The following is a 24366-nucleotide window of genomic DNA, read 5'->3' on the forward strand; positions in this document are numbered from 1 at the left end:
GCGTTTCATCAGCATGGCACAGATGTCTTATTTATTGAGCGCTTGCTCAATATCGGCGATGATATCATCGGCGCTCTCAATACCTACAGAGAAGCGGATTAAGTCCGGAGCTACGCCAGCCTCTATCAATTGCTCATCGCTCAACTGGCGGTGCGTATGACTGGCCGGGTGAAGCACGCAAGTACGGGCATCCGCTACGTGAGTTACGATAGCGGCGAGTTTCAAGCTATCCATAAACTTGATCGCCACCTCACGTCCACCTTTCAATCCGAAGGATAATACACCGCAAGAGCCATTCGGTAGATACTTCTTGGCGAGTTCATGGTACGGATTGCCTTCCAATTCCGGATAATGAACCCAAGCTACCTTATCACATTTCTGTAGCCACTGCGCTACCGCCAAGGCGTTTTTGCAATGCTGCGGTACACGAAGATGCAAGGTCTCCAATCCTAGATTCAATAGGAATGCGTTTTGCGGGGATTGGATCGCTCCGAGGTCACGCATCAGTTGGCTAGTCGCTTTCGTGATGAACGCTAATTTCCCGAATGCCTTGGTATAGGTCAATCCGTGGTAAGAAGGGTCCGGTTGGCAAAGTCCCGGGAACTTCTCGGCATGCGCTTCCCAATCGAAATTGCCGCTGTCCACGATACAACCGCCCACGCTCGTGGCATGGCCATCCATATATTTAGTCGTGGAGTGCGTAACGATATCCGCTCCCCATTCGAACGGACGGCAATTGATCGGCGTGGCGAACGTATTATCGACGATCAAGGGTACGCCATGATTATGGGCGATGCGGGCAAACTTCTCCACATCCAATACCATAACGCCCGGATTGGAGATCATCTCGCCGAACATCGCTTTCGTGTTCGGGCGGAAAGCCTTGGAGATCTCTTCCTCGCTCGCGTCTTGATCGATAAACGTACAATCGATGCCCAGCTTCTTCAAGGTAACGGCCAGTAGATTATAAGTACCTCCATAAATGCTGGTAGCGCTTACGATATGATTGCCAGCCTCGCAAATATTGAAGAAAGCGAAAAAGCTAGCGGCCTGCCCGGATGAGGTCAGCATGGCGGCCACGCCACCTTCCAACGCCGCGATCTTGGCGGCTACAGCCTCGTTTGTCGGGTTTTGAAGGCGGGTATAGAAATAGCCGCTTTCCTCCAAATCGAACAATTTAGCCATCTGCTCGCTCGTCTCATACTTGAATGTCGTGCTTTGATAGATCGGGAGGACACGGGGTTCTCCTTTCTTGGGTTGCCAACCGGCCTGTACGCACAGGGTTTCCGGTTTGAATTTGTTATCCATATCGGTTGTTTTTTAATTAATTGTCATTTTAATCGCGAATGTACGGAAAATCGGTAAGAATTGTTCCGCTTACAAGATCTTCTTCTGTAAGATACTGAACCAAATGAAAGCGACGATACCTTTTAGCATGCTGGAAAGGCTGATCGCCCACCAAACACCCGTAATACCCAGTCCCGCTGCCGCTAGCCCGATGGCCAAAGGTATGCGTAAGGTGTTACACGAGATGCTGATGATCGCCGGCGGAACCGTTCGGCCGGTACCGTAGAACATGCCTTGCGTGGTAATCTCCAGCATCATGAAGATCATCGAATATCCGTCGATCCGGAGAAATATACCACCGGCCTCATAAGCGGCTTGCTCCGGCACGATCAGCGAGAAGACCTCGCTACCGTAAAAGACGAATAACAACGTGCAGAGTACACCGATGATAGAAGTCATTTTAAGCGTCGTATGATAAGCGGTCAAGATACGTTCTTTCTTGCGTGCGGCGTAGTTCTGGGCGGTGAAAGCGGAGAGGGCCGTACTGAAGCCTTGTGAGGTGTTCCATGCGATCGCCTCCATTTGTCCGCCTGCCGTAAGCGTCATCAAACCGATATGCCCTCCGTAGGTGGAAGCTGTACGAGCCATAAAAAGATTGATGATCGCGAAGAATGTATTTAATAACGCTACTGGCAGGCCCAATTGGAAGATCCGCTTGGTGTAGCGTTCTTTTAAACGGACAAAGAAAGGGAATCCCCCGAACAATTTATTGCGGCATTTTAGCTGATAGACGAATAGTCCGCAAACCACCGCTTGGGAGATCCACGTAGCCCAAGCCGCGCCCGCCGTGCCCAAATGGAAGCCGAGTATAAATAAAGGATCTAGCACCATATTCAGTAAAAGACCTGTTCCGCTGATATAAAATGGAATCTTACTCAATCCCGCCGCATTATGAATCCCGGTAAACGCCGCCGAGAGGAAGATAAATGGGAATGCGGAAGCGACGATTCTCAAATATTCCACGGCGTTCAACGCGATCGGTTCCTCCAGTTTGTAGAAGCCGATAATCGGATGAGCGAGAACGAATAGCAAGAATCCCCAACAAAGCGAGAGGATCAAGGCGATCGTTAGGTTATGGGAAGCGAATCCTCGGGCATCTTCCACGTTTTGCGCCCCGATACTTTGCCCGACACTCACCTCCGAGCCTACTTTATTCAAGTAAGAGATCGAGTTCGTCATCCAAGTAAGGATACCAACGGCGCCGATAGCGGCTACGGCCTCGCTTCCCAACCGGCCTACCCAAGCCATGTCGGTGATGCTATAGGCCATTTGGATAAATGAGGTACCCATGATCGGCATCGCCAGATTGAATAGTTGCCGGGAGATGACCCCTTCGGTCAGATTTTTTGTTCCTTGCATGATCGTTTGTTTAAATGTGCGCGAAAGTAGAAATAATTTTGCTACCTTTAGCGACGTTAATCTTAAAGAATAGTATGATGATAACGAGACGGAATTTTTTGAAAGCGGGTGCCGCTGTGGCTGCACTGAGTGTAGTACCGAATGGCTTTGCCTCTATCTTGGCTAAGAAAGAGAAAGCGATAGGTGTACAGTTGTATAGTGTCCGGGACGACTTGAAGACGGATTTTGACGGTACGATGAAGGCTTTGGTGGATATCGGTTATAAACGGATGGAAGCCGCCGGTTACCGGGATGGCAAATTCTACGGGAAATCCCCGGCCGAGATGAAGAAATATCTGGCGGATCTGGGTGCCCGTATGGTAGGTTCCCATACCGGAAGCGGTTTGCTGGCGGAGGGTGATACCAAGGGATGGGACTTCTGGAAAAAGAATGCCGCCGATACGGCAGAGGTAGGCTGTAAATGGATTGTTCAGGCGGGTTATCCCTCCAAAGATATCAAGAGCCTTTCGGACGTGAAGCGTTTAGCGGATCAATTTAATAAATGTGGTGAGATCGCGAAGGCGAACGGGTTGCGTTTCGCTTTCCATAACCATGTGGATGAATTCCATGAGCTGGAAGGGAAGATCCCGTTCGACGTGATGATCGAGAATACGGACAAAGGGCTGGTTACTTTCCAGATCGATACGGCTCAATTAGTGTATGGCGGTTTTAAATGTCATGATTACGTGAACCGTTATCCCGGTCGTTTCGCCAACTGGCACTTGAAAGACGCGAATGCGGATGGAAAGGGCAGCACGGAGATGGGCGCCGGAATCGTAGACTTCAAATCCTTATTCGCTGTGGCGGAGAAAGCCGGATTAGAGGATTACTTCATAGAGCAAGAGCGTTATAATATGACACCGCTGCAAGCGATGAAACATGATTATGACTTCTTGATGAATGCTTCTTATGTGAAGTGGTAAACGGGAGTATAGGCGTAGCCTTATGCCAGTATCGGTATAAGGCTGCGCCTATATCAGTGTGAGGCTATGCCGATACTGGCGCAAGGCAACGCCAGTACTGGTGTTTTTTATCGGATAAACAGGAGTTCCCTATACTTCGGCAACGGCCACATCTGGTTGTCCACCATCAGTTCCAGATCATCGATATGGTCACGGATCTCATCCAAATAAGGGGCTACCGAGTCGTGGTAAGCGATCGCCTTTTCCCGCATATCGGTCAAGCGGTTCGCTTTCTTGCGGGCCTCTACCATCTCATCCACTTTCTTGGTCACGGCACAGATATGTCCGGCTATCTTACGAACCAAGCGACGGGGTTCTTCCGACATATCGCGGAATTCCGGGTCATCGCCGAATGTCTCTTTCAACTTCGCTATATTATCCAGCAATACGCTCTGGTAGCGAACGGCTACCGGGATGATATGGTTCAAGGATAAATCCCCTAATACCCGAGCCTCGATCTGTACCTTTTTGATATAGACTTCCCATTTTACCTCATTACGCGCTTCCAATTCTTTCTGGGTAAGTACGCCGGTAGACGTGAACATCTCGATCGACTCCGGTTTAAGATAAGCGTCATATTGCAAGGGAACACTGTTTTGGCAATCCAGACCTCGCTTGGCAGCTTCCTCTTTCCATTCGTCCGAATAACCGTTTCCATCGAAGCGGATCGGCTTAGATTCCTTGATATAGGCTTTCAGCACCTTGAAGATCGCTACTTCCTTGCTTTTTCCTTCCGCTTGCAAAGCCTCTACGTCCTTCTTGAATTGTTGCAATTGATAGGCAACGGCGGAGTTCAACGCTAACATGGCCGATCCGCAGTTCACGGAAGAGCCCGGGGCACGGAACTCAAAACGGTTTCCGGTGAAGGCGAAAGGAGAGGTACGGTTACGATCCGTATTGTCCAACAGCAGTTCGGGGATCTGCCCGAAGCCAAGATGCAAGCCCTTTTTATCGTCTACCTCGATAGCGTCCTCGATAGAGCTATTCTCGAACTTATCCAAGATATCACTGATTTGCGTTCCGAGGAAAGTGGAGATGATAGCGGGAGGTGCCTCGTTCGCGCCTAGGCGGTGTGCGTTCGTGGCGGAAGCGATACTCGCTTTTAATAAAGCGTTGTATTTATAAACGGCCATGATGGTGTTCACCACGAAGGTGATGAAGCGCAGGTTGTCCTCACGGTCTTTACCCGGAGAGAATAAGTTTACACCCTTGTCTGTTCCCATAGACCAGTTACAGTGTTTACCGGAACCGTTTACCCCGTTAAATGGCTTCTCGTGCAATAATACACGGAAATTATGACGGCGGGAGACACGTTTCATGACCGACATCAATAATTGGTTATGGTCGTTGGCAAGGTTGCATTCCTCGTAAATAGGAGCTAGCTCGAACTGGTTGGGGGCTACCTCGTTATGGCGGGTCTTTACCGGGATACCTAGTTTATAGCATTCGGTTTCCAAGTCTTTCATGAATTCTTGTACACGAGAGGGGATAGCGCCAAAATAATGGTCGTCTAATTGTTGGTTCTTCGCGCTCTCATGTCCGAGCAAGGTACGCTCGGTCAGTGAGAGGTCCGGACGGGCGGAATACAAGTCCTCGTCAACAAGGAAATATTCCTGTTCCCAACCAAGGTAAGTAATTATCTTATTGACATCCTCATCGAAATACTGATATACGTCTTTGGCGGCTTCTCCCAATACTTCGATAGAGCGGATCAGCGGGGTCTTATAATCCAGCGCTTCACCGGTATAAGCGATAAATACGGTTGGGATACAAAGTGTGTCATCTACGATAAAAGCGGGAGAGGAAGGGTCCCAAGCGGAGTAGCCGCGGGCCTCGAAGGTATTGCGAAGTCCACCGTTCGGGAAACTGGAAGCGTCCGGTTCTTGCTGGACGAGCAACTTGCCGCTGAACTCCTCGATCATGCCGCCGTTGCCATCGTGTTCTACAAAAGCGTCGTGCTTCTCGGCGGTGCCATCGGTAAGCGGTTGAAACCAGTGGGTGTAATGAGTGACTCCTTTTTCCAGTGCCCACATACGCATGCCGGCTGCCACATGATTGGCGATTTCCCGGTCGATAGGTGTGCCATTGTCAATGGCGTGGGTCAAGGCTTTGTACGTTTCCTTGGAGAGATATTTTTGCATCGCCTTCCGGTTGAAGACATTCTCGCCATAGTACTCAGATACTTTGTGTTCGGGAGTAACGGCTTCCACGGCCTTTCGGTTGGATGCCTTCTCCACAGCATTAAAGCGTGAGATTGACATTGTTGAATTGTTTTATGTTTTTACGACGCAAAAATACAAAACAGTTGACAATTGACAGTTGGCAATTGACAATTATTTAGTTTTCTCTATTAATTTGTCAATTTACTTCTCTAACTGTCAATTGCCAACTACTAACGGTCAACTATTAAAACAAACTCCAAGCCACCGTCAATCCCGCCATCACGATCGCTACCATGCTCATCAGCTTGATAAGGATATTCAAACTCGGGCCGGAAGTGTCTTTGAACGGATCGCCAACCGTATCGCCGACAACGGTTGCCTTATGCGCCTCGCTACCCTTGCCGCCGTGGTTTCCTTCCTCGATGAATTTCTTCGCGTTATCCCATGCTCCTCCGGCGTTCGCCATGAATACGGCTAATACGAAGCCCGTGCTTAATCCACCGATCAATAATCCGACAACACCCGTCACACCAAATATGAGTCCGGTTAAGATGGGGGCGATAATAGCTAAAACGGAGGGAAGTACCATTTCGTGTTGCGCTCCTTTCGTCGAGATCTCAACGCAACGGGCATAATCCGGTTGTGCCTCTCCAGTCAGAATACCCTTGATTTCCTTGAACTGACGGCGAACTTCCTCCACCATGTGCCCGGCCGCACGTCCTACAGCGTTCATCGTAAGGCCACAGAACATGAATGCCATCATGGAACCTAGGAACATTCCGGCCAGCACCTTCGGATTCATTAAGGTAACATCATAATATACCATAAAGTCCGAGAATGAGGCTTTAGATATTTCGATACTCCTGCCATCGGTAAAGTTCAGGACGGTCTCTCCTAAACGGAGCAAACCGATCTTGATCTCTTCTACATAAGAGGCCAACAGAGCCAAGCCGGTTAACGCGGCGGAACCGATAGCGAAACCTTTACCTGTAGCGGCAGTCGTATTTCCTAATGAATCCAATGCGTCTGTACGCTTGCGGACTTCTTTCCCTAGGTTACACATCTCGGCGTTGCCTCCGGCATTATCCGCTATGGGACCGTAAGCGTCTGTAGCCAACGTAATACCTAAGGTCGATAGCATACCTACGGCAGCTATACCGATTCCGTATAATCCCATGCCCACGTTCGTGAAGTCGAATCCGGAGGCGAACAAGAAGGAACAAATAATACCGACCACGACGGCAAGTACCGGGATGGCCGTAGAGAGCATCCCCAGTCCGAGACCGGAGATAATAACCGTTGCCGGTCCAGTCAGTCCCGCTTCGGAGACGAGCCGGGTCGGTTTATAGGATTGGGAGGTATAATATTCCGTCGCCTGCCCGATCACGATTCCGACTAGCAGACCTACGATCACGGAACAACCGATCCAGAACCAATTCTCCATGCCTAATACATAAAGAATCCCGAACGTGGAGATAGCGATCAATACGGAACTCAAGTTCGTTCCTATGGCTAAGGCTTTCAATAGTTGCTTGATCGTCGCGTTCTCATTCGTACGGACGGCGAAAATACCAATAATAGATAAAATGATACCGACAGCAGCGATAAGCATTGGGGCGACAACCGCCTTATATTGTAATTCTACGCTTCCGGAAGAAACGAACGCGGCGGCTCCCAATGCGGCGGTCGCTAGGATGGAACCGCAATAAGATTCATATAGGTCGGCTCCCATACCGGCGACGTCACCTACATTGTCGCCTACGTTATCGGCGATTGTCGCCGGGTTACGAGGATCATCCTCCGGGATCCCAGCCTCAACTTTACCTACTAAATCCGCTCCGACATCGGCGGCTTTCGTATAGATTCCTCCTCCCACACGTGCGAACAAGGCTTGCGTGGAGGCACCCATTCCGAATGTAAGCATGGTTGTCGTGATAATGGTGAGTTTATGGGTCGGGTCCAAAGCCTCGTCTGGGATGAAAGCATTTAACAGGATATACCAGAATGAGATATCCAGCAATCCAAGTCCTACAACGACTAAGCCCATGACCGCCCCGCTTCGAAAAGCGACTTGTAAGCCTTTGTTCAAGGAAGTGCGGGCTGCGTTCGCCGTACGGGCCGAGGCATAAGTCGCTGTCTTCATGCCTAAGAAACCCGCTAATCCGGAAAAGAAACCTCCTGTCAGGAAGGCGATCGGGACCCATTCGTTTTGCACATGGAAGCCATAGGCCATAATAGAGAATAAGATTACTAGGACAACGAAAACCGAGGCGACTACTTTGTATTGCTGTTTCAGATACGACATCGCCCCTTCACGCACAAAGGAGGCGATCTTTTTCATCAACTCAGTTCCTTCACTCTCTTTCATCATTTGCCTGAAGAAGAACCAGGCAAATGCTAGCGCTAGGACAGACGCTAACGGAATAATCCAGAAAATACTCGTAATCATAACATGGTAGATTTAATGTTATACTTAAGAAAACAATGTGACAACACCTTTGCTTTCCGTGTAAATGTAGCAAAAATAAAAGAGGATGGAAACTTTTTCCCTAATAATAATGTTTCTAATTAAAAAAAACAGCATATTTGTTACCAGATTAAGAGACAAGAAATAAATGGCAGAAGAGACAAACCATAAACCCTATAGGTTGGGCTTGGCGCTTAGCGGAGGCGGAGCGAAAGGTTTTGCGCATATCGGCGTATTTCGAATGATGGAAGAATGTGCGCTAAGACCGGATATTATAGTCGGTACCAGTGCGGGAGCTTTAATGGGCACCTTGTTTGCCGATGGCTATTCGGCGGCGGAGATCCAAGAGCTTTTTACCGGACGTGAGTTCTCGGAATTCGCCCAGTTGCAGATTCCGAAGGCGGGTTTGTTCGATAGTAAGCGCTTTCGTTATTTCTTGAGGCGACACTTGCGGACCAAGAACATCGAGGACTTGCAGATTCCGATGGTGATTGTCGCGACTGATTTGGATAATGGCGAAAGCCATGAATTTAGGAGTGGTCCTATTGTTGAGGCGGTGACAGCTTCTTGTAGTATCCCGATTATTTTCAGTCCTGTAGTCATCAATGGCGTTCATTATGTGGATGGAGGATTATTTCACAACTTTCCGGTCTCCATCATCCGTGAGGAATGTGAGCGTATTATCGGGGTGAACGTAAGCCCGTTGATCCCGCAAAAATATAAGCAGACCATATTCCATATCGCCGAGCGCTCTTATCATTATATGTTCCGGGCAAATACGCTGGAGGATCGAGAGATGTGTGATGTCTTAATAGAGGCGGAGGAGTTTGGCTTATATAAGACATTCGATCTTGAGAATGTAGACGTGATTTGTAATATTGGCTATTCCGCCGCTGCCCGTTGCTTTGAGAAAGTGTTGGATGAGAATAAATATGAAACCTTGGTGAAAGCGATCGCGGCAAGAAAGAAAGGCCTGATGCCGTGACAAATCGTCTGTCTGGACAAAGCGCTTTCCCACAAAAACTTTATATATAGATGAACGCAATGGAACAAAAAAACAAGATGGTAATTTATCAGGTATTCCCGCGTTGGTTTGGGAATCTGCGACCATCTCCTGTAATGAATGGTAGTTTAGCCGAGAATGGAGTGGGTAAGTTTTCGGCTTTTACTCCTTTGGCTTTATCCAAAATCAAAGAACTAGGTGTTACTCATGTATGGTATACAGGGGTGATAGAGCACGCTACAAAAACCGATTACACCATGTTTGGCATCCGGAAAGACCATTCTGCCGTAGTAAAAGGTAAGGCCGGATCTCCATATGCTATAAAAGATTACTATGATATAGATCCGGATTTGGCGGATAATATCCAGAACCGTATGAGTGAGTTCGAGGATTTGGTGAAACGTACGCATGAGGCTGGGATGAAGGTTATTATCGATTTTGTACCCAACCATGTGGCACGTCAATATTTCTCGGACGCACGGGAACCTTTCGTGGAGGACTTAGGTCAAACGGATAATGTGTCCAAGGCTTTTGATGTGAATAATAACTTTTATTATCTTCCGGGGCAGACCTTGACGCTTCGTTTTGATCCGCAGCGTGAGGAGGATTTTGCCTATAGTGAGTTTCCGGCGAAGGTGACCGGTAACAATCATTTCGATGCCTATCCAAGCCAGAACGATTGGTATGAGACGGTGAAGCTGAACTACGGCGTGGATTATATGCACGGTGGTGCTTGCCATTTCAATACCATTCCCAATACGTGGGAGAAAATGTTGGAGATCTTGTTGTTCTGGGCTGATAAGGGGGTGGATGGTTTTCGTTGTGATATGGCTGAGATGGTCCCGGTAGAGTTTTGGAACTGGGTGATTCCTCAGGTGAAGAAGGTGCGTGATGTGATCTTTATAGCGGAGGTGTATAATCCGGATGAGTATAGGAATTATATTTATACGGGACACTTTGATTATTTGTATGACAAGGTTGGTCTTTATGATACGGTTCGTGCGGTGATGTGCGGACAGGCTCCGGCTAGTAATATATCGCATTGTTGGCAATCGTTGGAGGGAATCCAGAAAAATATGTTGAATTTCTTGGAGAATCACGATGAACAGCGTGTCGCTTCTGATTTCTTTGCGGGGGATGCTCGTCCGGGTATTCCGGGCATGATTGTCTCCGCTGCCATGAATACGAATCCGGTTATGATCTATAGTGGTCAGGAACTTGGCGAAAGAGGAATGGACGCGGAAGGTTTCAGTGGACGTGATGGCCGTACGACCATCTTCGATTATTGGAGCGTCGAGAGTTTGCGAAACTGGAATAATAATGGACTCTTTGATGGGGCTAAATTAACGCCGGCAGAACGCTCGTTGCGTGAGATGTACGCTAAGTTATTGAATGTGGTACGATCCGAGCCGGTTATTGTCGAGGGAGCGTTTTATGATTTGATGTACGCGAACTCCGGTAATCCTTATTTCAATCCGAACCGTCAGTATGCGTTCTTGCGCAAATGGAAGAACGAGGTACTTCTGGTTGTCGTGAATTTCGACCGTGCCGACCAATGTGTATGGGTAAATATCCCGGTCGAGGCATTCAAGGCTCTTGATTTTGAGGATAACAAACCGGCTGAATTGACCGACTTGTTAACCGGGGAAACGACTATCAGTACGCTAACAGACGCTTATCCTTATCAAGTGAAACTCCCTGCTTATTCCGGTAAGATGCTAAAGTTCTCTTTTCTCCATAAATAAGAGCTTTCTTGAAAAGTTTAGGTGTGCTGTATAGATAATTCGTTGGTGGAGTTAGGTGGTTGATACGGGACATCTAGCTTCATCGGGCAAGTAACTTAAGTGAAATGGCAAAGTAACTTAACATACTTGCCCGATGAAGCTAGATGACTTTTTTCTTTGATTTAAGTTCTACAAACTGCGAAAGTTTTCCAAATATAAAGAGGTTATTGTAAATAAGTTTTGTACTTTTGCGGCACAATTCAAATCTATTCACTTTAAGATAAATATTCGGAATAATGAGTGCACAAACTCCTTTCTTGGTGTTTTCGGGAACGAACTCCCGGTATCTTGCAGAGAAAATTTGCAACAGTTTAGGTTGTCCTCTGGGACAGATGAATATCCAGCACTTTGCCGATGGTGAGTTCTCTGTTTCTTATGAAGAGTCTATCCGCGGTAGAGATGTATTCTTAGTACAATCTACATTCCCTAATTCAGACAATCTGATGGAGTTGCTTCTGATGATTGACGCGGCTAAACGTGCTTCCGCACATTCAATCATTGCTGTAGTCCCTTACTTCGGTTGGGCTCGTCAGGATAGAAAGGATAAGCCTCGTGTTTCTATTGGCGCTAAGTTGATCGCTGATATGTTGAGCACGGCAGGTATCAATCGTTTGATTACGATGGACCTTCATGCGGATCAGATCCAAGGATTCTTTAATGTGCCGGTGGATCACTTATATGCTTCTTCCGTATTCTTGGATTATATCAAGACGTCTTTGCCTTTGGATAACTTGTGTATCGCGACTCCGGATGTTGGTGGTACGAAACGTGCCAGCAGCTATTCTAAGTATTTAGGCTTGCCGATGGTCATTTGCCACAAATCTCGTTTGCGTGCCAATGAGGTGGCCGAGATGCGTATTATCGGTGATGTGACGGGCTTGGATGTCCTTTTGGTTGATGACATGGTGGATACGGCCGGAACAATTACGAAAGCCGCGAACTTGATGTTGGAGAATGGTGCGAAGTCTGTTCGTGCTATCGCCAGCCACGCTGTGATGTCTGATCCGGCTTCTACTCGTGTAGATCAGTCCGCTTTAACGGAAATGATCTTTACGGATTCTATTCCTTACGCTAAGAAATGCGAGAAAGTAAAGGTGTTATCTGTCGCTGACATGTTTGCAGAGGCGATCCGTCGTGTATGTAGTGGTGAGTCTATCAGCTCTTTATATGCTATTTAATAGAATAAGATAGAAAAATAAAAACGGTCGCTTCCTTTTGGAGGCGACCGTTTTTTATTTAGAATAAATCTGAATATGTGTTACTTGGTCTCATCAATAATCATGCCGCTGCCCAGACATAAGTGATGGTCTTTGTCGTAGATTACACTGTATTGGCCAGGAGCGATACCTTGAATCTTTTCGTCGGATTCTACACGATATAGATCTCCGATACGACGGATGTAGCCATGCGTAAATTCCGGGGTATGACGGATCTTGAAAGTGATTTCTTTCTCACCCTCAAATTCTCCCCATGGATCTTCCGTGATGAAATCGAAGCCTTGCATATTGATCACCTTACCATATTGCGTTTCCGGGTCGTAGCCGTTGGAGACATAAATGATATTTCGCTTAATGTCTTTTTGGATAACGAACCAAGGGCCGCCACTTAATCCCAATCCCTTACGCTGGCCGATCGTATGGAACCAATATCCATTGTGTTTACCCAAGACCTTACCTGTCTCTAGTTCCACGATTTTTCCCGGGCGTTTCCCTAAATAACGCTCTATAAAGTCGTTGTAGTTAATCTTGCCTAAGAAGCAAATGCCTTGGCTATCCTTACGCTTGGCGCTCGGCAATTTCTGGGCCTCGGCGATGGCACGTACCTCGCTTTTCATTAAATGCCCGATCGGAAACATGAGTTTCTGTATCTGTAGGCGGGTGATTTGCCCTAAGAAATCAGTCTGATCTTTTACCGGGTCCTTGGCGGTAGAAAGCCATATTTTGCCGTCTATCTCCGTGGTCGTGGCATAATGACCGGTAGCGATCTTATCGAAATCCTTGCCCCATTTTTCCTCGAAACAACCGAACTTGATATATTTATTACACATCATATCCGGGTTAGGGGTAAGACCGCGTTTGACAGATTCGATCGTATAGCTTACCACCCGATCCCAATACTCGTCGTGTAAGGAGACGATCTCGAACCGGCATCCATACTTGCGGGCGATATATGAGGTGATCTCGATATCCTCTTCCGCCGGGCAATCGATATAGCCATCCTTGTCTTCCATACCGATACGGATATAGAAGATGGTCGGATCGTATCCTGCCTCTTTGAGTTGATGCACTACGACAGAGCTGTCTACTCCTCCTGAAACTAATGCCGCTATTTCCATTCTCTTTTTTGTCTTTGCTTTTGAACTTACAAAAGTAGAGAAAAAATCTCAAACCTTTGATATTGACTGTATATTCTCTATCTTTGCGGTTGGCCCTTATTGGAATGCGGGCCTTCAAACTATGTACTTTAGATGTAATATATTATAGGAAAAGCAAATCGTAGTAAGATATGAAAAAAATAATGTTATCGCTTATGACAGCTATGGTTATGACGGCTTGTACAGGCCAACAGTCGGATACGGCATCTCAAAATTCCGATAAGGAGTTCAATTATGTAGTGGATCAGTTCGCTGATCTGGAGATTCTTCGCTATAAAGTTCCGGGTTTCGAATCCCTGTCCTTGCGACAAAAGCAACTATTATATCATCTTTCCGAAGCGGCCTTGATGGGACGTGATATATTCTTCGATCAGAATGGACGCTATAATCTGGCGATCCGCAGGACACTGGAGGCTATTTATACGAATTATAAGGGAGATCGGGAGGACCCTCAATTCAAGGCTTTGGAAACCTATTTGAAACGGGTGTGGTTCTCCAGTGGTATCCATCATCATTATGCGTTGGACAAGTTTGCCCCGGGGTTTTCTCCTGAGTTCTTGATGGATTGTATTCACCAAATCGACGCTAAGAAGTTACCTCTTCGTGAGAATCAAAACGTGGATCAGTTCATGATCGAGATCGCTCCGGTAATCTTTGATCCGGGCGTTATGCCAAAGCGTAGCGTACAAAGCGGTGACGGTGATCTGATCAAAGCTTCTTCTAATAATTATTACGGGGGAGGCATCAGTCAAAAAGAGGTAGAGGACTTCTATGCGCAAATGAAAATGGGAAAGGATACCATTTCCCCGATTTCTTACGGGTTGAATAGCCGTTTGGTAAAAGAGAACGGTACGGTCGTTGAAAAGGTTTGGAAAGTAGGAGGGCTTTATTCCGCCGCGATAGAAAAAATCGTAGATCAATTGCGACAAGCCTTGCCTTTCGCCGAGAATGATACGCAGAAAGCGATCATTGGGAAATTGATCGAATATTATCAAACGGGCGATTTGAAGACGTTCGATGCTTATTCGATCCTTTGGGTAGAGGATACAGCTTCGGAGGTGGATTTCGTGAATGGCTTTATCGAGACTTATGGGGATCCGTTAGGAATGAAAGCAAGCTGGGAGTCTACCGTGAATTTTACGAATAAGGAGGCGACTAAGCGTACGAAAATCATCAGTGATAATGCGCAATGGTTTGAGGATCATTCTCCGGTAGATAAGCGTTTCAAGAAAGAGAAGGTGAAAGGAGTCAGCGCTAAGGTAATCACGGTATCTATGTTGGGAGGTGATTGCTATCCGGCTACCCCGATCGGTATCAATTTGCCAAATGCGGATTGGATTCGTCGAGATCATGGCTCGAAGTCTGTTACGATAGAGAATATCACGGAGGCTTATGATAAGGCATCTCAGGGAAATGGCTTTAGCGAAGAGTTTGTATGGAGTGACGTGGAGCGGAACGGTATGAGGCAGTACGGTTTCTTAACGGATAATCTACATACGGATTTACATGAGTGTCTGGGACATGGTTCCGGTAAATTGCTGGAAAATACGGACCCGGATGCGCTGAAAGCCTATAGCTCTACACTGGAGGAAACCCGTGCGGATTTGTTTGGCCTGTATTATTTGGCAGATCCGAAGCTGGTGGAACTGGGATTGCTTCCGGACGGCGAGGCTTATAAATCGGAATACTATAAATATATAATGAATGGCTTGATGACCCAGTTGGTTCGTATCGAGTTAGGCAAGAATGTAGAGGAGGCACATATGCGTAACCGTCAGTTGATCGCTAAGTGGGCTTACGAGAAAGGGAAGAAAGCGAATGTGATCGAACTGAAAAAACGGGATGGAAAGACCTATGTGGTTGTGAATGACTATCCGAGGTTACGTGAGTTGTTTGGAACATTGCTCGCTGAGATTCAACGTATCAAGAGTGAGGGTGACTATGCGGCCGGAAAGAATCTTGTTGAAGGATACGGCGTGAAAGTAGATCCGGAACTGCATGCGGAGGTCTTGGAGCGCTATGCTAAGTTAAACTTGGCTCCCTATAAAGGTTTTGTCAACCCTGTGATGAAAGAGGTAAAGAACTCTAACGGTGAGGTTACTGATATTGTCTTGGACTACACGGAAGGTTATACAGATCAGATGCTTCGTTATGGCCGTGATTATTCTTTCTTGCCGACTTATAATAATTAATAGATGGAAAGTTTACAAGACGAGATAAGGGAGATCCGCAAGCAACTTCGTTTGGCGATGAACGGGGTGATTTCTACGAGTATGCGTGAGAAAGGTATCGTATATAAGTTAAATTTCGGGGTTCCATACCCCGAAATAAAAGAAATCGCCCGCAAGCATAAACCGAATGGAGAACTGGCGGCGGCTCTATGGAAAGAAGATATTCGTGAGTTTAAGATCTTGGCGACATTTCTCCAACCTGCCGAGACGTTGCCTTTGGATGAGGCGAAACGTTGGGTCAAGGAGATTCCTTATTTAGAGATCGCGGAGCATTGTTGCCGGAACTTGTTCGTTCATCTGCCTTATATGGAGGACTTCACGTTTGATCTGGTTGCTGATAAGGAAAATGAGTTCGCCCGCACGGTCGCCTTTCTTACTTGGGCCGAGAATTTCAAGCGAGGTGGTAGCTTGTCTTCTGTGGTTTTAGGATCTTTTTTGGTAGAAACCTTAAGCAGCTTAGCGGAGACTAAGGGTTTTAAGTCTACGCTGAAAGAGAAACAAGCGTCTATTCAAGCCATGAAGTTTTATGGGCGTCAATCCGAGGGGAATGCGGAAAGGATCCTAGACGGTTTCAAGGAATTTCAGGAGGCTGCGGGAAACACGCCGGAATTACAAGAAATCTATAATGAATTAAAATTCGAGTTTGAATATTATCGGTAAGGCTTTGCGTTTAAAATAAATGCGCTAACTTTGTCGTTTGTGCGGTCTTTAGGAGATGGAAGCGAAAGTTTATACGGAAATACGTGCGTTGTTTACCGAATATCTAACGGAGAAGAAACTGCGGAAAACCGAGGAGAGATATGCTATATTCAAGGAGATATGTGCTTTTCCCGGTCATTTTGATGTGTGTATGCTTTCGGATCGGTTGGAGCAAGACAACTTCCATGTCAGTAAGGCAACACTCTATAATACGTTGGATGTACTGGTTGATGCCGGTTTGGTGGTGCGTCATCAAATAACCGTCCAGTCGGTGCAATATGAGTTGAGGATTTATGCCGATACGCATTTGCATTTGGTTTGTACGAGATGCGGGGCCATCCGGGAGCTGCGAAACAGTGCGTTGAAAGCGGATATGAGAAACTTGAAAGTCTCTCGTTTTACGCCGGAGTATTATTGTTTGTACATTTATGGCCTGTGCAGTAAATGCAAGTTTAAGCAGCAAAGGTCAGTTAAATAAGAATATTAATAGCCTATAATAAATATAGAAAAGATGAAAGTAGACGTTTTGTTAGGATTGCAATGGGGCGACGAGGGCAAAGGCAAGGTTGTCGATGTGCTGACTCCGAATTACGATGTGGTAACTCGTTTTCAAGGAGGCCCTAATGCCGGACATACATTGGAGTTTAACGGGGAAAAGTATGTGTTACGTTCGATTCCTTCCGGTATTTTCCAAGGTGGAAAAATAAACGTAATCGGTAACGGTGTCGTTCTGGACCCGTTATTGTTCAAGCAGGAAGCGGAATCATTGGCAGCGAGTGGTCACGATATCACCAAGCAGCTTTATATCTCTAAGAAAGCTCACCTAATTTTACCTACTCACCGGATCTTGGATGCCGCTTATGAGGCCGCGAAAGGTTCCGGAAAGATCGGTACGACAGGAAAGGGTATCGGCCCGACTTATACGGATAAGATTAGCCGTAACGGTGTTCGTGTGGGCGATTTATTGCATAACTTCGAAGAGAAATATGCGGCCGCTAAAGCAAAACATGAAGCGATCTTGCGTTCATTGAACTATGAATATGATATAACCGAGATGGAGGCTCAATGGATGGAGGCCTTGAACTACCTCAAACAATTCAAATTGATTGATAGCGAGCATGTCATCAATAACTATTTGAAGGAAGGTAAGTCGGTCTTGGCGGAAGGCGCTCAAGGTACGATGCTGGATATAGACTTCGGTTCTTATCCATTCGTGACTTCCTCTAACACGATCTGTGCCGGATGTTGCACGGGACTGGGTATTTCTCCCCGGAATATCGGTGAGGTATATGGTATCTTCAAGGCTTACTGTACACGTGTAGGTAGCGGTCCGTTCCCGACCGAGTTGTTTGATGAGGTGGGAGATAGGATCGGTCAATTAGGCCATGAGTTCGGTGCGGTTACGGGACGTAAACGCCGTTGTGGCTGGATTGATTTGGTTGCCTTGAAATATGCCGTGATGATCAACGGTGTAAGCCAATTGATCATGATGAAGAGTGATGTGTTGGATACCTTCGATACGATCAAGGCTTGCGTGGCTTATAAGATGAATGGTGTCGAGACTAATGAGTTCCCGTATGAGATCGATGATACGATCGAACCTGTATACGTGGAGTTACCGGGTTGGAAGACGGACATGACGAAGATGCAGAGCGAGGACGAGTTCCCGGAGGAGTTCAACGCTTACCTTTCTTTCTTGGAGGAAGAACTGGGTGTGCCTGTGAAGATCGTTTCCGTAGGACCGGATCGTGAGCAGACGATTGTCAGATATACAGAAGAATAAACTCGTTATAAATCGTACAAAATGGCAGAAGACCACATTCCTCTAGGGGTGTCTCCTGCCATTTTTGTCTTTGGCAAACTTTTTGTCGTTGTTTTATAAAACTAAATAAGATAGAAATTTATGAGTATGTATTGGATTATATTTATTGGATTTGCGCTATTGAGTTGGCTGGTGTCATCCCGCCTTCAGGGCAAGTTTGAGAAGTATTCGAAAATCCCTATGCCGAATGGCATGACAGGAAAAGATGTCGCTGAGAAGATGTTGCATGACAATGGTATCTATGATGTAAAGGTGATTTCTACACCCGGACATCTGACGGACCATTACAATCCCGCTAACCAGACGGTGAACTTGAGTGAGTCGGTTTATTATAGCAATAGTATCGCCGCCGCTGCGGTTGCCGCCCATGAGTGCGGTCACGCTGTGCAGCATGCTACCGCTTACGCTCCGTTACGGATGCGTTCGGCTTTGGTTCCGGTTGTTAGTTTCGCCTCTAATATTATGACATGGGTGTTGCTGGGTGGTATGTTATTATTGCATACGTTTCCTCAGCTATTGTTATTCGGTATAATCTTGTTCGCTACGACTACGCTATTTAGCTTTATCACGCTTCCGGTCGAGATCAATGCCAGCCAACGTGCTTTAGCGTGGTTGAGCAATGCCGGTATAACAAATGCTTATACGCATGATAAGGCAGAGGACGCTTTACGTTCCGCCGCTTATACGTACGTGGTCGCCGCGTTAGGTTCGCTTGCTACATTATTATATTATATAATGATATTCTTGGGGGGAAGAAGCAGGGATTGATAAGTCTCGGAGGAGGCTTTCTTTGAATGCCCATTATAAAGATGTTAGAATGCCCATTGTAAGATGCTTATAACTGCGATTGTAAGCTCCTTACAGTGGGCATTGTTATTTTCTTATTTATTTCGAGCAAAAACATTACCTTTGCGGACAGAATAATCATTTAAAACATAAGATCATGCAAAAACCTTCCATACCCAAAGGTACCCGGGACTTTTCGCCGGAGGAAATGGCGAAACGTAATTATATATTCAACACGATCCGTGAAGTATTTCACTTGTATGGCTTCCAGCAAATAGAGACTCCTGCCATGGAAAACCTTTCTACATTGATGGGGAAATATGGTGAGGAAGGGGATAAGCTCCTTTTCAAGATATTGAATTCCGGAGATTGTTTCGCGGGCATCTCAGATGAGGAGTTAATGGAAAAGAACCCGTTGAGATTTGCTGCTAAGGCTTGTGAGAAAGGCTTGCGTTATGATTTGACCGTTCCGTTCGCTCGTTATGTGGTACAACATCGTAATGAGATCAGTTTTCCGTTCAAACGCTACCAGATCCAACCGGTTTGGCGTGCAGATCGTCCGCAAAAGGGACGTTACCGGGAGTTCTACCAATGTGATGGCGATGTTGTGGGTTCTGATTCTTTGATCAATGAGGTGGAGCTGATCCAGATTATGGACGAGGTGTTCCATCGCTTTGGCATTCGTGTGTGTATCAAGATGAACAATCGTAAGATCCTTTCCGGTATTGCCGAAATTATAGGCGAGGCGGATAAGATCGTAGACATTACGGTAGCTATCGACAAGCTGGATAAGATTGGCTTGGACAACGTGAATGAAGAGCTTCGTTCCAAGGGTTTACCCGAGGAGGCGATCGAGCGTTTGCAGCCGATCATTATGCTGCAGGGTTCAAATCAAGAAAAGATCGCTACCTTGAAAGAGGTATTATCTGCGTCTGAGACTGGTTTGAAAGGTGTAGCCGAATTGGATTTTATCTTGGAGCGCATCTCTCATACGCCAATCCGTGCGGAATTAGAGCTTGATCTGACATTGGCTCGTGGCTTAAACTATTATACAGGTGCGATTTTCGAGGTGAAAGCCTTGGACGTACAGATCGGTAGTATCACGGGTGGTGGTCGTTATGACAACCTGACAGGGGTGTTTGGCATGGAAGGCGTATCTGGTGTCGGTTTCTCTTTTGGCGCTGATCGTATCTTTGATGTATTGAACCAATTGGATTTATATCCGGAAGGGTCTTTGAAGACTACACAGCTTCTATTCGTGAACTTCGGACAGAAAGAGGAGATTCATTTATTGCCGCTGATCGCTAAGGTTCGCAAGGCCGGTATTCGTACGGAGCTATATCCGGAGCCTGCTAAGATGAAAAAGCAAATGGGATATGCGGACGCTAAGAAAATCCCGTTCGTCGCGATAGTCGGAGAGAATGAGATGGCTGAGAATAAAATCAACTTAAAGAATATGCTCACGGGTGAGCAAACCCTTGTGACTATCGAGGAGCTGATAGAACGCTTTTAGAGAATAGTGGATTATGGAACACGGACTACACGGATGACACGGTATTAGTATTTATCCGTGTCATCCGTGTAGTCCGTGTTTAAATGGTTCTAAACTTATAAATTAATGAAACGACCATGAAAATACCTGTTTTTATACTCTCAATATCTTTATACCTTTCTTCCTGCTCTTTCACCCCCCGTGCCGAGTGGGTAACGACAACCGAGAATACCCCTTGGGCTGAGCAACCCGATCTGATCTCCGCCCTTGCGGATACGATACCTAATATTGATATAACAATTCTAACAGAAAAGCATCAACAACAAATCGATGGTTTCGGAGCCTGTTTTAATGAACTGGGTTGGCTTTCCTTGAGTAAGCTGGAGCCAAGTGTACGCGAGGAAATCATGGAAGAGCTTTTCTTCCCCGGAGTCGGAGCCAACTTCACGATTTGCCGGATGCCTGTAGGAGCAAATGATTTCTCCCGTGATTGGTATTCGTATGATGAGGTAGACGGTGATTTCACGATGGAACATTTTACCATCGCCAATGACCAACAAACCTTGATCCCTTTTATCAAGAACGCTCGGAAATATCAGCCGGACTTACGCTTGTGGGCTTCCCCGTGGTGCCCTCCCGCTTGGATGAAATATAACAAACACTATGCCTCTGCCTATACGGGTGAGAATTATGACGAGAAGTATCGAAATGGCTTGCCGGCCGATAAGGTCGGCCATGAGGGGATGGATATGTTTATCCAAGACTCTCTTTACCTGAAAGCCTATGCCCTCTATTTCTCTAAATTTATCGAGGCCTATAAGAAACAAGGAATTCCAATCTTTGCCGTAATGCCTCAGAACGAGTTCAACTCTGCGCAAATATTCCCGAGTTGTTGTTGGACATCGGCTTCTTTGGCTAATTTTATCGGTAATTATCTCGGGCCGGCCATGCAGGTTCAAGGAGTGGAAATTATGTTCGGCACGATGGAACGTGCGAATGAGTCGCTTGTTGATACGGTATTGACAGATCCCGCTAGTGGTAAATATGTAAAAGGTGTCGGTTTCCAATGGGCGGGTAAGGGAGCTATCGCCGGAATCCACAAACGTTATCCCGGGTTGAAGCTTTACCAAACCGAGCAAGAATGTGGAGATGGCAAGAACGATTGGAAGGGTGCCATGTATTCTTGGGGGTTGATGCGACATTTTCTGGATAATGGCGTTTCTGCCTATATGTATTGGAATATATCTTTGGAAAATGGAGGGATCAGTCGTTGGGGATGGGCGCAAAACTCATTGGTTGTCGTAGATCCGCAAACCAAGAGCTATCGATATACTCCGGAATACTACGTGATGAAACATGTCAGCCATTATGTCCAGCCCGGTGCGTATAAATTAGAAACGGAAGGAGCCTATACGAATCTGCTGGCATTCCGTAACCCGGATAACAGTATCGCCTTGATTATCGCCAATGAGACCAGTGATGATCATTCTCTTTCCATTCGCATCGGCGATCGAGTCTATACTCCGATCGTAAAAGCATATTCCATGAATACGCTGCTGGTCGATTGATTATCCTTTTGAGAGATGCAAAAAGACAAGTTGTCAGTTATCTCTTCGGATATTTGTCCATTTCGTCCGAAATATTGTCAGTCGAACCCGGGTGAATTCGTTTGGCACACTATTCGCATAGGCTTAGGCGTGAACATAAAGTTCATAACTAAAAAAGTAATATTATTAACATTTAAAATACCAAGAAAATGAACATTAGACCATTAGCAGACCGCGTGCTGATTAAGCCGGCCGCTGCGGAAGAGAAAACATTAGGTGGAATTATTATTCCTGACTCAGCAAAGGAAAAACCTTTAAAGGGTGAGATTGTAGCCGTAGGTAACGGAACGAAAGACGAGGAGATGGTTGTAAAGGTTGGTGATAACGTATTGTATGGTAAGTATGCGGGTACGGAAATCGAACTAGACGGTGAGAAATACTTGATCATGCGCCAAGCAGACGTTTTAGCTATTATCTAATTCATTTTTATAAACAACAATATTAAAAAGAAATACAATCATGGCAAAAGAGATTAAATACGATATGGATGCCCGCGACCTTTTGAAGAAAGGTGTGGATGAGTTGGCTAATGCCGTTAAGGTAACATTAGGCCCGAAAGGTCGTAACGTAATTATCGAGAAGAAATTCGGAGCTCCTCACATCACGAAAGATGGTGTAACGGTTGCTAAAGAAGTAGAGTTGACTTGCCCGTTCGAGAACATGGGTGCTCAATTGGTTAAGGAAGTGGCTTCCAAGACAAACGATAACGCCGGTGACGGTACGACTACAGCTACGGTTTTGGCTCAGTCTATCATTGGTGTCGGTTTAAAGAACGTTACTGCCGGAGCGAACCCGATGGATTTGAAACGTGGTATCGACAAGGCTGTCGCTAAGGTTGTAGAGAGCATCGCTAACCAAGCTGAGGCTGTAGGTGATAAGTTCGAGAAGATCGAGCATGTAGCGAAGATCTCCGCAAATGGTGACGAGGCTATCGGTAAGTTGATCGCGGAGGCTATGCAACGTGTGAAGACTGAAGGTGTTATCACGGTTGAGGAAGCTAAAGGTACTGAAACTACAGTTGACGTAGTTGAGGGTATGCAGTTCGACCGCGGTTATATCTCTCCGTACTTCGTAACGGATACAGAGAAGATGGAGTGCCAGATGGAGAATCCGTATATCTTGATCTATGACAAGAAGATCTCCGTATTAAAAGACCTTCTTCCTATCCTTGAGCCGACCGTACAGAGCGGACGTCCTCTTTTGATCATCGCCGAGGATATCGACAGTGAGGCTTTGGCTACATTGGTAGTGAACCGTCTGCGTGGTTCCTTGAAGATCTGCGCTGTCAAGGCTCCGGGCTTCGGCGACCGTCGTAAGGCTATGTTGGAAGATATCGCTGTATTGACAGGTGGTACGGTTATCTCTGAGGAGAAAGGTTTGAAATTGGAAGGTGCTACAATGGATATGTTAGGTACCGCTGAGAAGATCACGGTAGACAAAGATACCACTACCATTGTAAATGGTGCTGGTGACAAGGAGGCTATCCAAGCTCGTATCGGCCAGATCAAGATCCAGATGGAGAACACGACATCTGATTACGATAAAGAGAAATTGCAAGAGCGTTTGGCTAAGATGGCCGGAGGTGTAGCTGTTCTTTACGTAGGTGCTCCTTCTGAGGTTGAGATGAAAGAGAAGAAAGACCGTGTGGATGACGCATTGCACGCAACTCGTGCCGCTATCGAAGAAGGTACGGTGCCCGGTGGTGGTGTTGCCTATATCCGTGCTATCGATGCATTGGAAGGCCTGAAGGGCGACAACGAGGACGAGACTACAGGTATCGAGATCGTTAAGCGCGCTATCGAGGAGCCGCTTCGCCAGATCGTAGCTAACGCTGGTAAGGAAGGTGCCGTTATCGTTCAGAAAGTGAAGGAAGGCAAGGGCGACTTCGGTTACAATGCTCGTAAGGACTGTTTCGAGAATTTGTGCGAGGCTGGTGTAATCGACCCGGCTAAGGTAACTCGCGTAGCATTGGAGAACGCAGCTTCTATCGCTGGTATGTTCTTGACTACAGAGTGTGTGATCGCAGAGAAGAAAGAAGAGACTCCGGCTATGCCTCCGATGAACCCGGGTATGGGTGGCGGAATGGGCGGTATGATGTAATCGACTCCCGTGATTAATGATATGGGCGGCCGTTCCGGAAGGGACGGTCGCTTTTTTTATTTTCATTTGCTTGCTAATTGGAAAAAACGATTACCTTTGTATGCGCAATACCGATAGGTTGCGCTTCAGAAT

The 24366-nt window shown here is 46.5% G+C and carries 18 protein-coding genes; 13 read left to right on the top strand and 5 right to left on the bottom strand.

Annotation, left to right across the window (positions count from 1 at the left end):
* Positions 1–27: 27 nt before the first annotated feature.
* Both DWY79_RS06480 and DWY79_RS06485 read right to left on the bottom strand, forming a co-directional pair.
* Positions 28–1308, bottom strand: coding sequence for an O-acetylhomoserine aminocarboxypropyltransferase/cysteine synthase family protein (locus DWY79_RS06480; protein ID WP_122369049.1), 1281 nt, complete (start codon positions 1306–1308; stop codon positions 28–30).
* 69 nt (positions 1309–1377) lie between these two features.
* The gene (locus tag DWY79_RS06485; protein ID WP_057326597.1) at positions 1378–2706 is read right to left on the bottom strand and encodes an MATE family efflux transporter; all 1329 of its coding nucleotides are present in this window, start codon (positions 2704–2706) and stop codon (positions 1378–1380) included.
* 74 nt (positions 2707–2780) lie between these two features.
* On the opposite strand from DWY79_RS06485, the gene DWY79_RS06490 reads away from it, so the two are divergent.
* Positions 2781–3668, top strand: coding sequence for a TIM barrel protein (locus DWY79_RS06490; protein WP_008772604.1), 888 nt, complete (start codon positions 2781–2783; stop codon positions 3666–3668).
* A gap of 107 nt (positions 3669–3775) precedes the next feature.
* Here the strand turns inward: DWY79_RS06490 and DWY79_RS06495 are convergent, their stop codons facing one another.
* Together DWY79_RS06495 and DWY79_RS06500 are read right to left on the bottom strand one after the other, a co-directional pair.
* The gene (locus tag DWY79_RS06495) at positions 3776–5968 is read right to left on the bottom strand and encodes a glutamine synthetase III (protein WP_048928163.1); all 2193 of its coding nucleotides are present in this window, start codon (positions 5966–5968) and stop codon (positions 3776–3778) included.
* Between the two features lie 145 nt (positions 5969–6113).
* Positions 6114–8318: a sodium-translocating pyrophosphatase gene (locus tag DWY79_RS06500; RefSeq protein WP_057327919.1), complete on the bottom strand. Its 2205-nt coding sequence runs from the start codon at positions 8316–8318 to the stop codon at positions 6114–6116.
* A 166-nt stretch (positions 8319–8484) separates the two neighbouring features.
* On the opposite strand from DWY79_RS06500, the gene DWY79_RS06505 reads away from it, so the two are divergent.
* The 3 genes from DWY79_RS06505 (at position 8485) to DWY79_RS06515 (ending at position 12301) form a co-directional block, all read left to right on the top strand.
* Positions 8485–9321, top strand: coding sequence for a patatin-like phospholipase family protein (locus DWY79_RS06505; protein ID WP_057326598.1), 837 nt, complete (start codon positions 8485–8487; stop codon positions 9319–9321).
* Between the two features lie 59 nt (positions 9322–9380).
* Positions 9381–11084, top strand: a complete 1704-nt coding sequence (locus DWY79_RS06510; protein WP_008777935.1) for an alpha-amylase family glycosyl hydrolase — start codon at positions 9381–9383, stop codon at positions 11082–11084.
* 275 nt (positions 11085–11359) lie between these two features.
* Positions 11360–12301, top strand: coding sequence for a ribose-phosphate pyrophosphokinase (locus DWY79_RS06515; RefSeq protein WP_008772599.1), 942 nt, complete (start codon positions 11360–11362; stop codon positions 12299–12301).
* A gap of 80 nt (positions 12302–12381) precedes the next feature.
* On the opposite strand, the gene mnmA is transcribed toward DWY79_RS06515, so the two are convergent.
* A complete protein-coding gene (gene mnmA / locus DWY79_RS06520; protein WP_005868490.1) occupies positions 12382–13458 on the bottom strand; it encodes a tRNA 2-thiouridine(34) synthase MnmA in 1077 nt (358 codons plus the stop codon).
* A gap of 170 nt (positions 13459–13628) precedes the next feature.
* Between mnmA and DWY79_RS06525 the strand changes: the two genes are divergently transcribed.
* The 9 genes from DWY79_RS06525 (at position 13629) to groL (ending at position 24234) form a co-directional block, all read left to right on the top strand.
* On the top strand, positions 13629–15689 hold the full coding sequence (locus DWY79_RS06525) for a dihydrofolate reductase (protein ID WP_199705197.1): 2061 nt from the start codon (positions 13629–13631) through the stop codon (positions 15687–15689).
* A 3-nt stretch (positions 15690–15692) separates the two neighbouring features.
* On the top strand, positions 15693–16388 hold the full coding sequence (locus DWY79_RS06530) for a DNA alkylation repair protein (RefSeq protein ID WP_121961215.1): 696 nt from the start codon (positions 15693–15695) through the stop codon (positions 16386–16388).
* A gap of 55 nt (positions 16389–16443) precedes the next feature.
* Positions 16444–16905 carry a Fur family transcriptional regulator gene (locus DWY79_RS06535; protein WP_121961214.1) on the top strand — a complete coding sequence of 154 codons (462 nt, stop codon included), beginning with the start codon at positions 16444–16446 and terminating at the stop codon, positions 16903–16905.
* A 33-nt stretch (positions 16906–16938) separates the two neighbouring features.
* The gene (locus DWY79_RS06540) at positions 16939–18210 is read left to right on the top strand and encodes an adenylosuccinate synthase (RefSeq protein ID WP_122369051.1); all 1272 of its coding nucleotides are present in this window, start codon (positions 16939–16941) and stop codon (positions 18208–18210) included.
* A gap of 120 nt (positions 18211–18330) precedes the next feature.
* On the top strand, positions 18331–19017 hold the full coding sequence (locus DWY79_RS06545) for a zinc metallopeptidase (RefSeq protein ID WP_005868492.1): 687 nt from the start codon (positions 18331–18333) through the stop codon (positions 19015–19017).
* 175 nt (positions 19018–19192) lie between these two features.
* A complete protein-coding gene (gene hisS / locus DWY79_RS06550) occupies positions 19193–20548 on the top strand; it encodes a histidine--tRNA ligase (protein ID WP_005868495.1) in 1356 nt (451 codons plus the stop codon).
* A 116-nt stretch (positions 20549–20664) separates the two neighbouring features.
* Positions 20665–22095 carry a glycoside hydrolase family 30 beta sandwich domain-containing protein gene (locus tag DWY79_RS06555; RefSeq protein WP_122369052.1) on the top strand — a complete coding sequence of 477 codons (1431 nt, stop codon included), beginning with the start codon at positions 20665–20667 and terminating at the stop codon, positions 22093–22095.
* A gap of 188 nt (positions 22096–22283) precedes the next feature.
* Positions 22284–22553 carry a co-chaperone GroES gene (locus DWY79_RS06560; RefSeq protein WP_005858788.1) on the top strand — a complete coding sequence of 90 codons (270 nt, stop codon included), beginning with the start codon at positions 22284–22286 and terminating at the stop codon, positions 22551–22553.
* A gap of 40 nt (positions 22554–22593) precedes the next feature.
* Positions 22594–24234 (top strand): chaperonin GroEL, encoded by a 1641-nt coding sequence (gene groL / locus DWY79_RS06565; protein ID WP_122369053.1) that lies wholly within the window; start codon positions 22594–22596, stop codon positions 24232–24234.
* Positions 24235–24366 lie beyond the last annotated feature (132 nt).

It is taken from the genome of Parabacteroides sp. AF27-14, assembly GCF_003635425.1.
In the GTDB taxonomy this organism is placed as follows: domain Bacteria; phylum Bacteroidota; class Bacteroidia; order Bacteroidales; family Tannerellaceae; genus Parabacteroides; species Parabacteroides distasonis.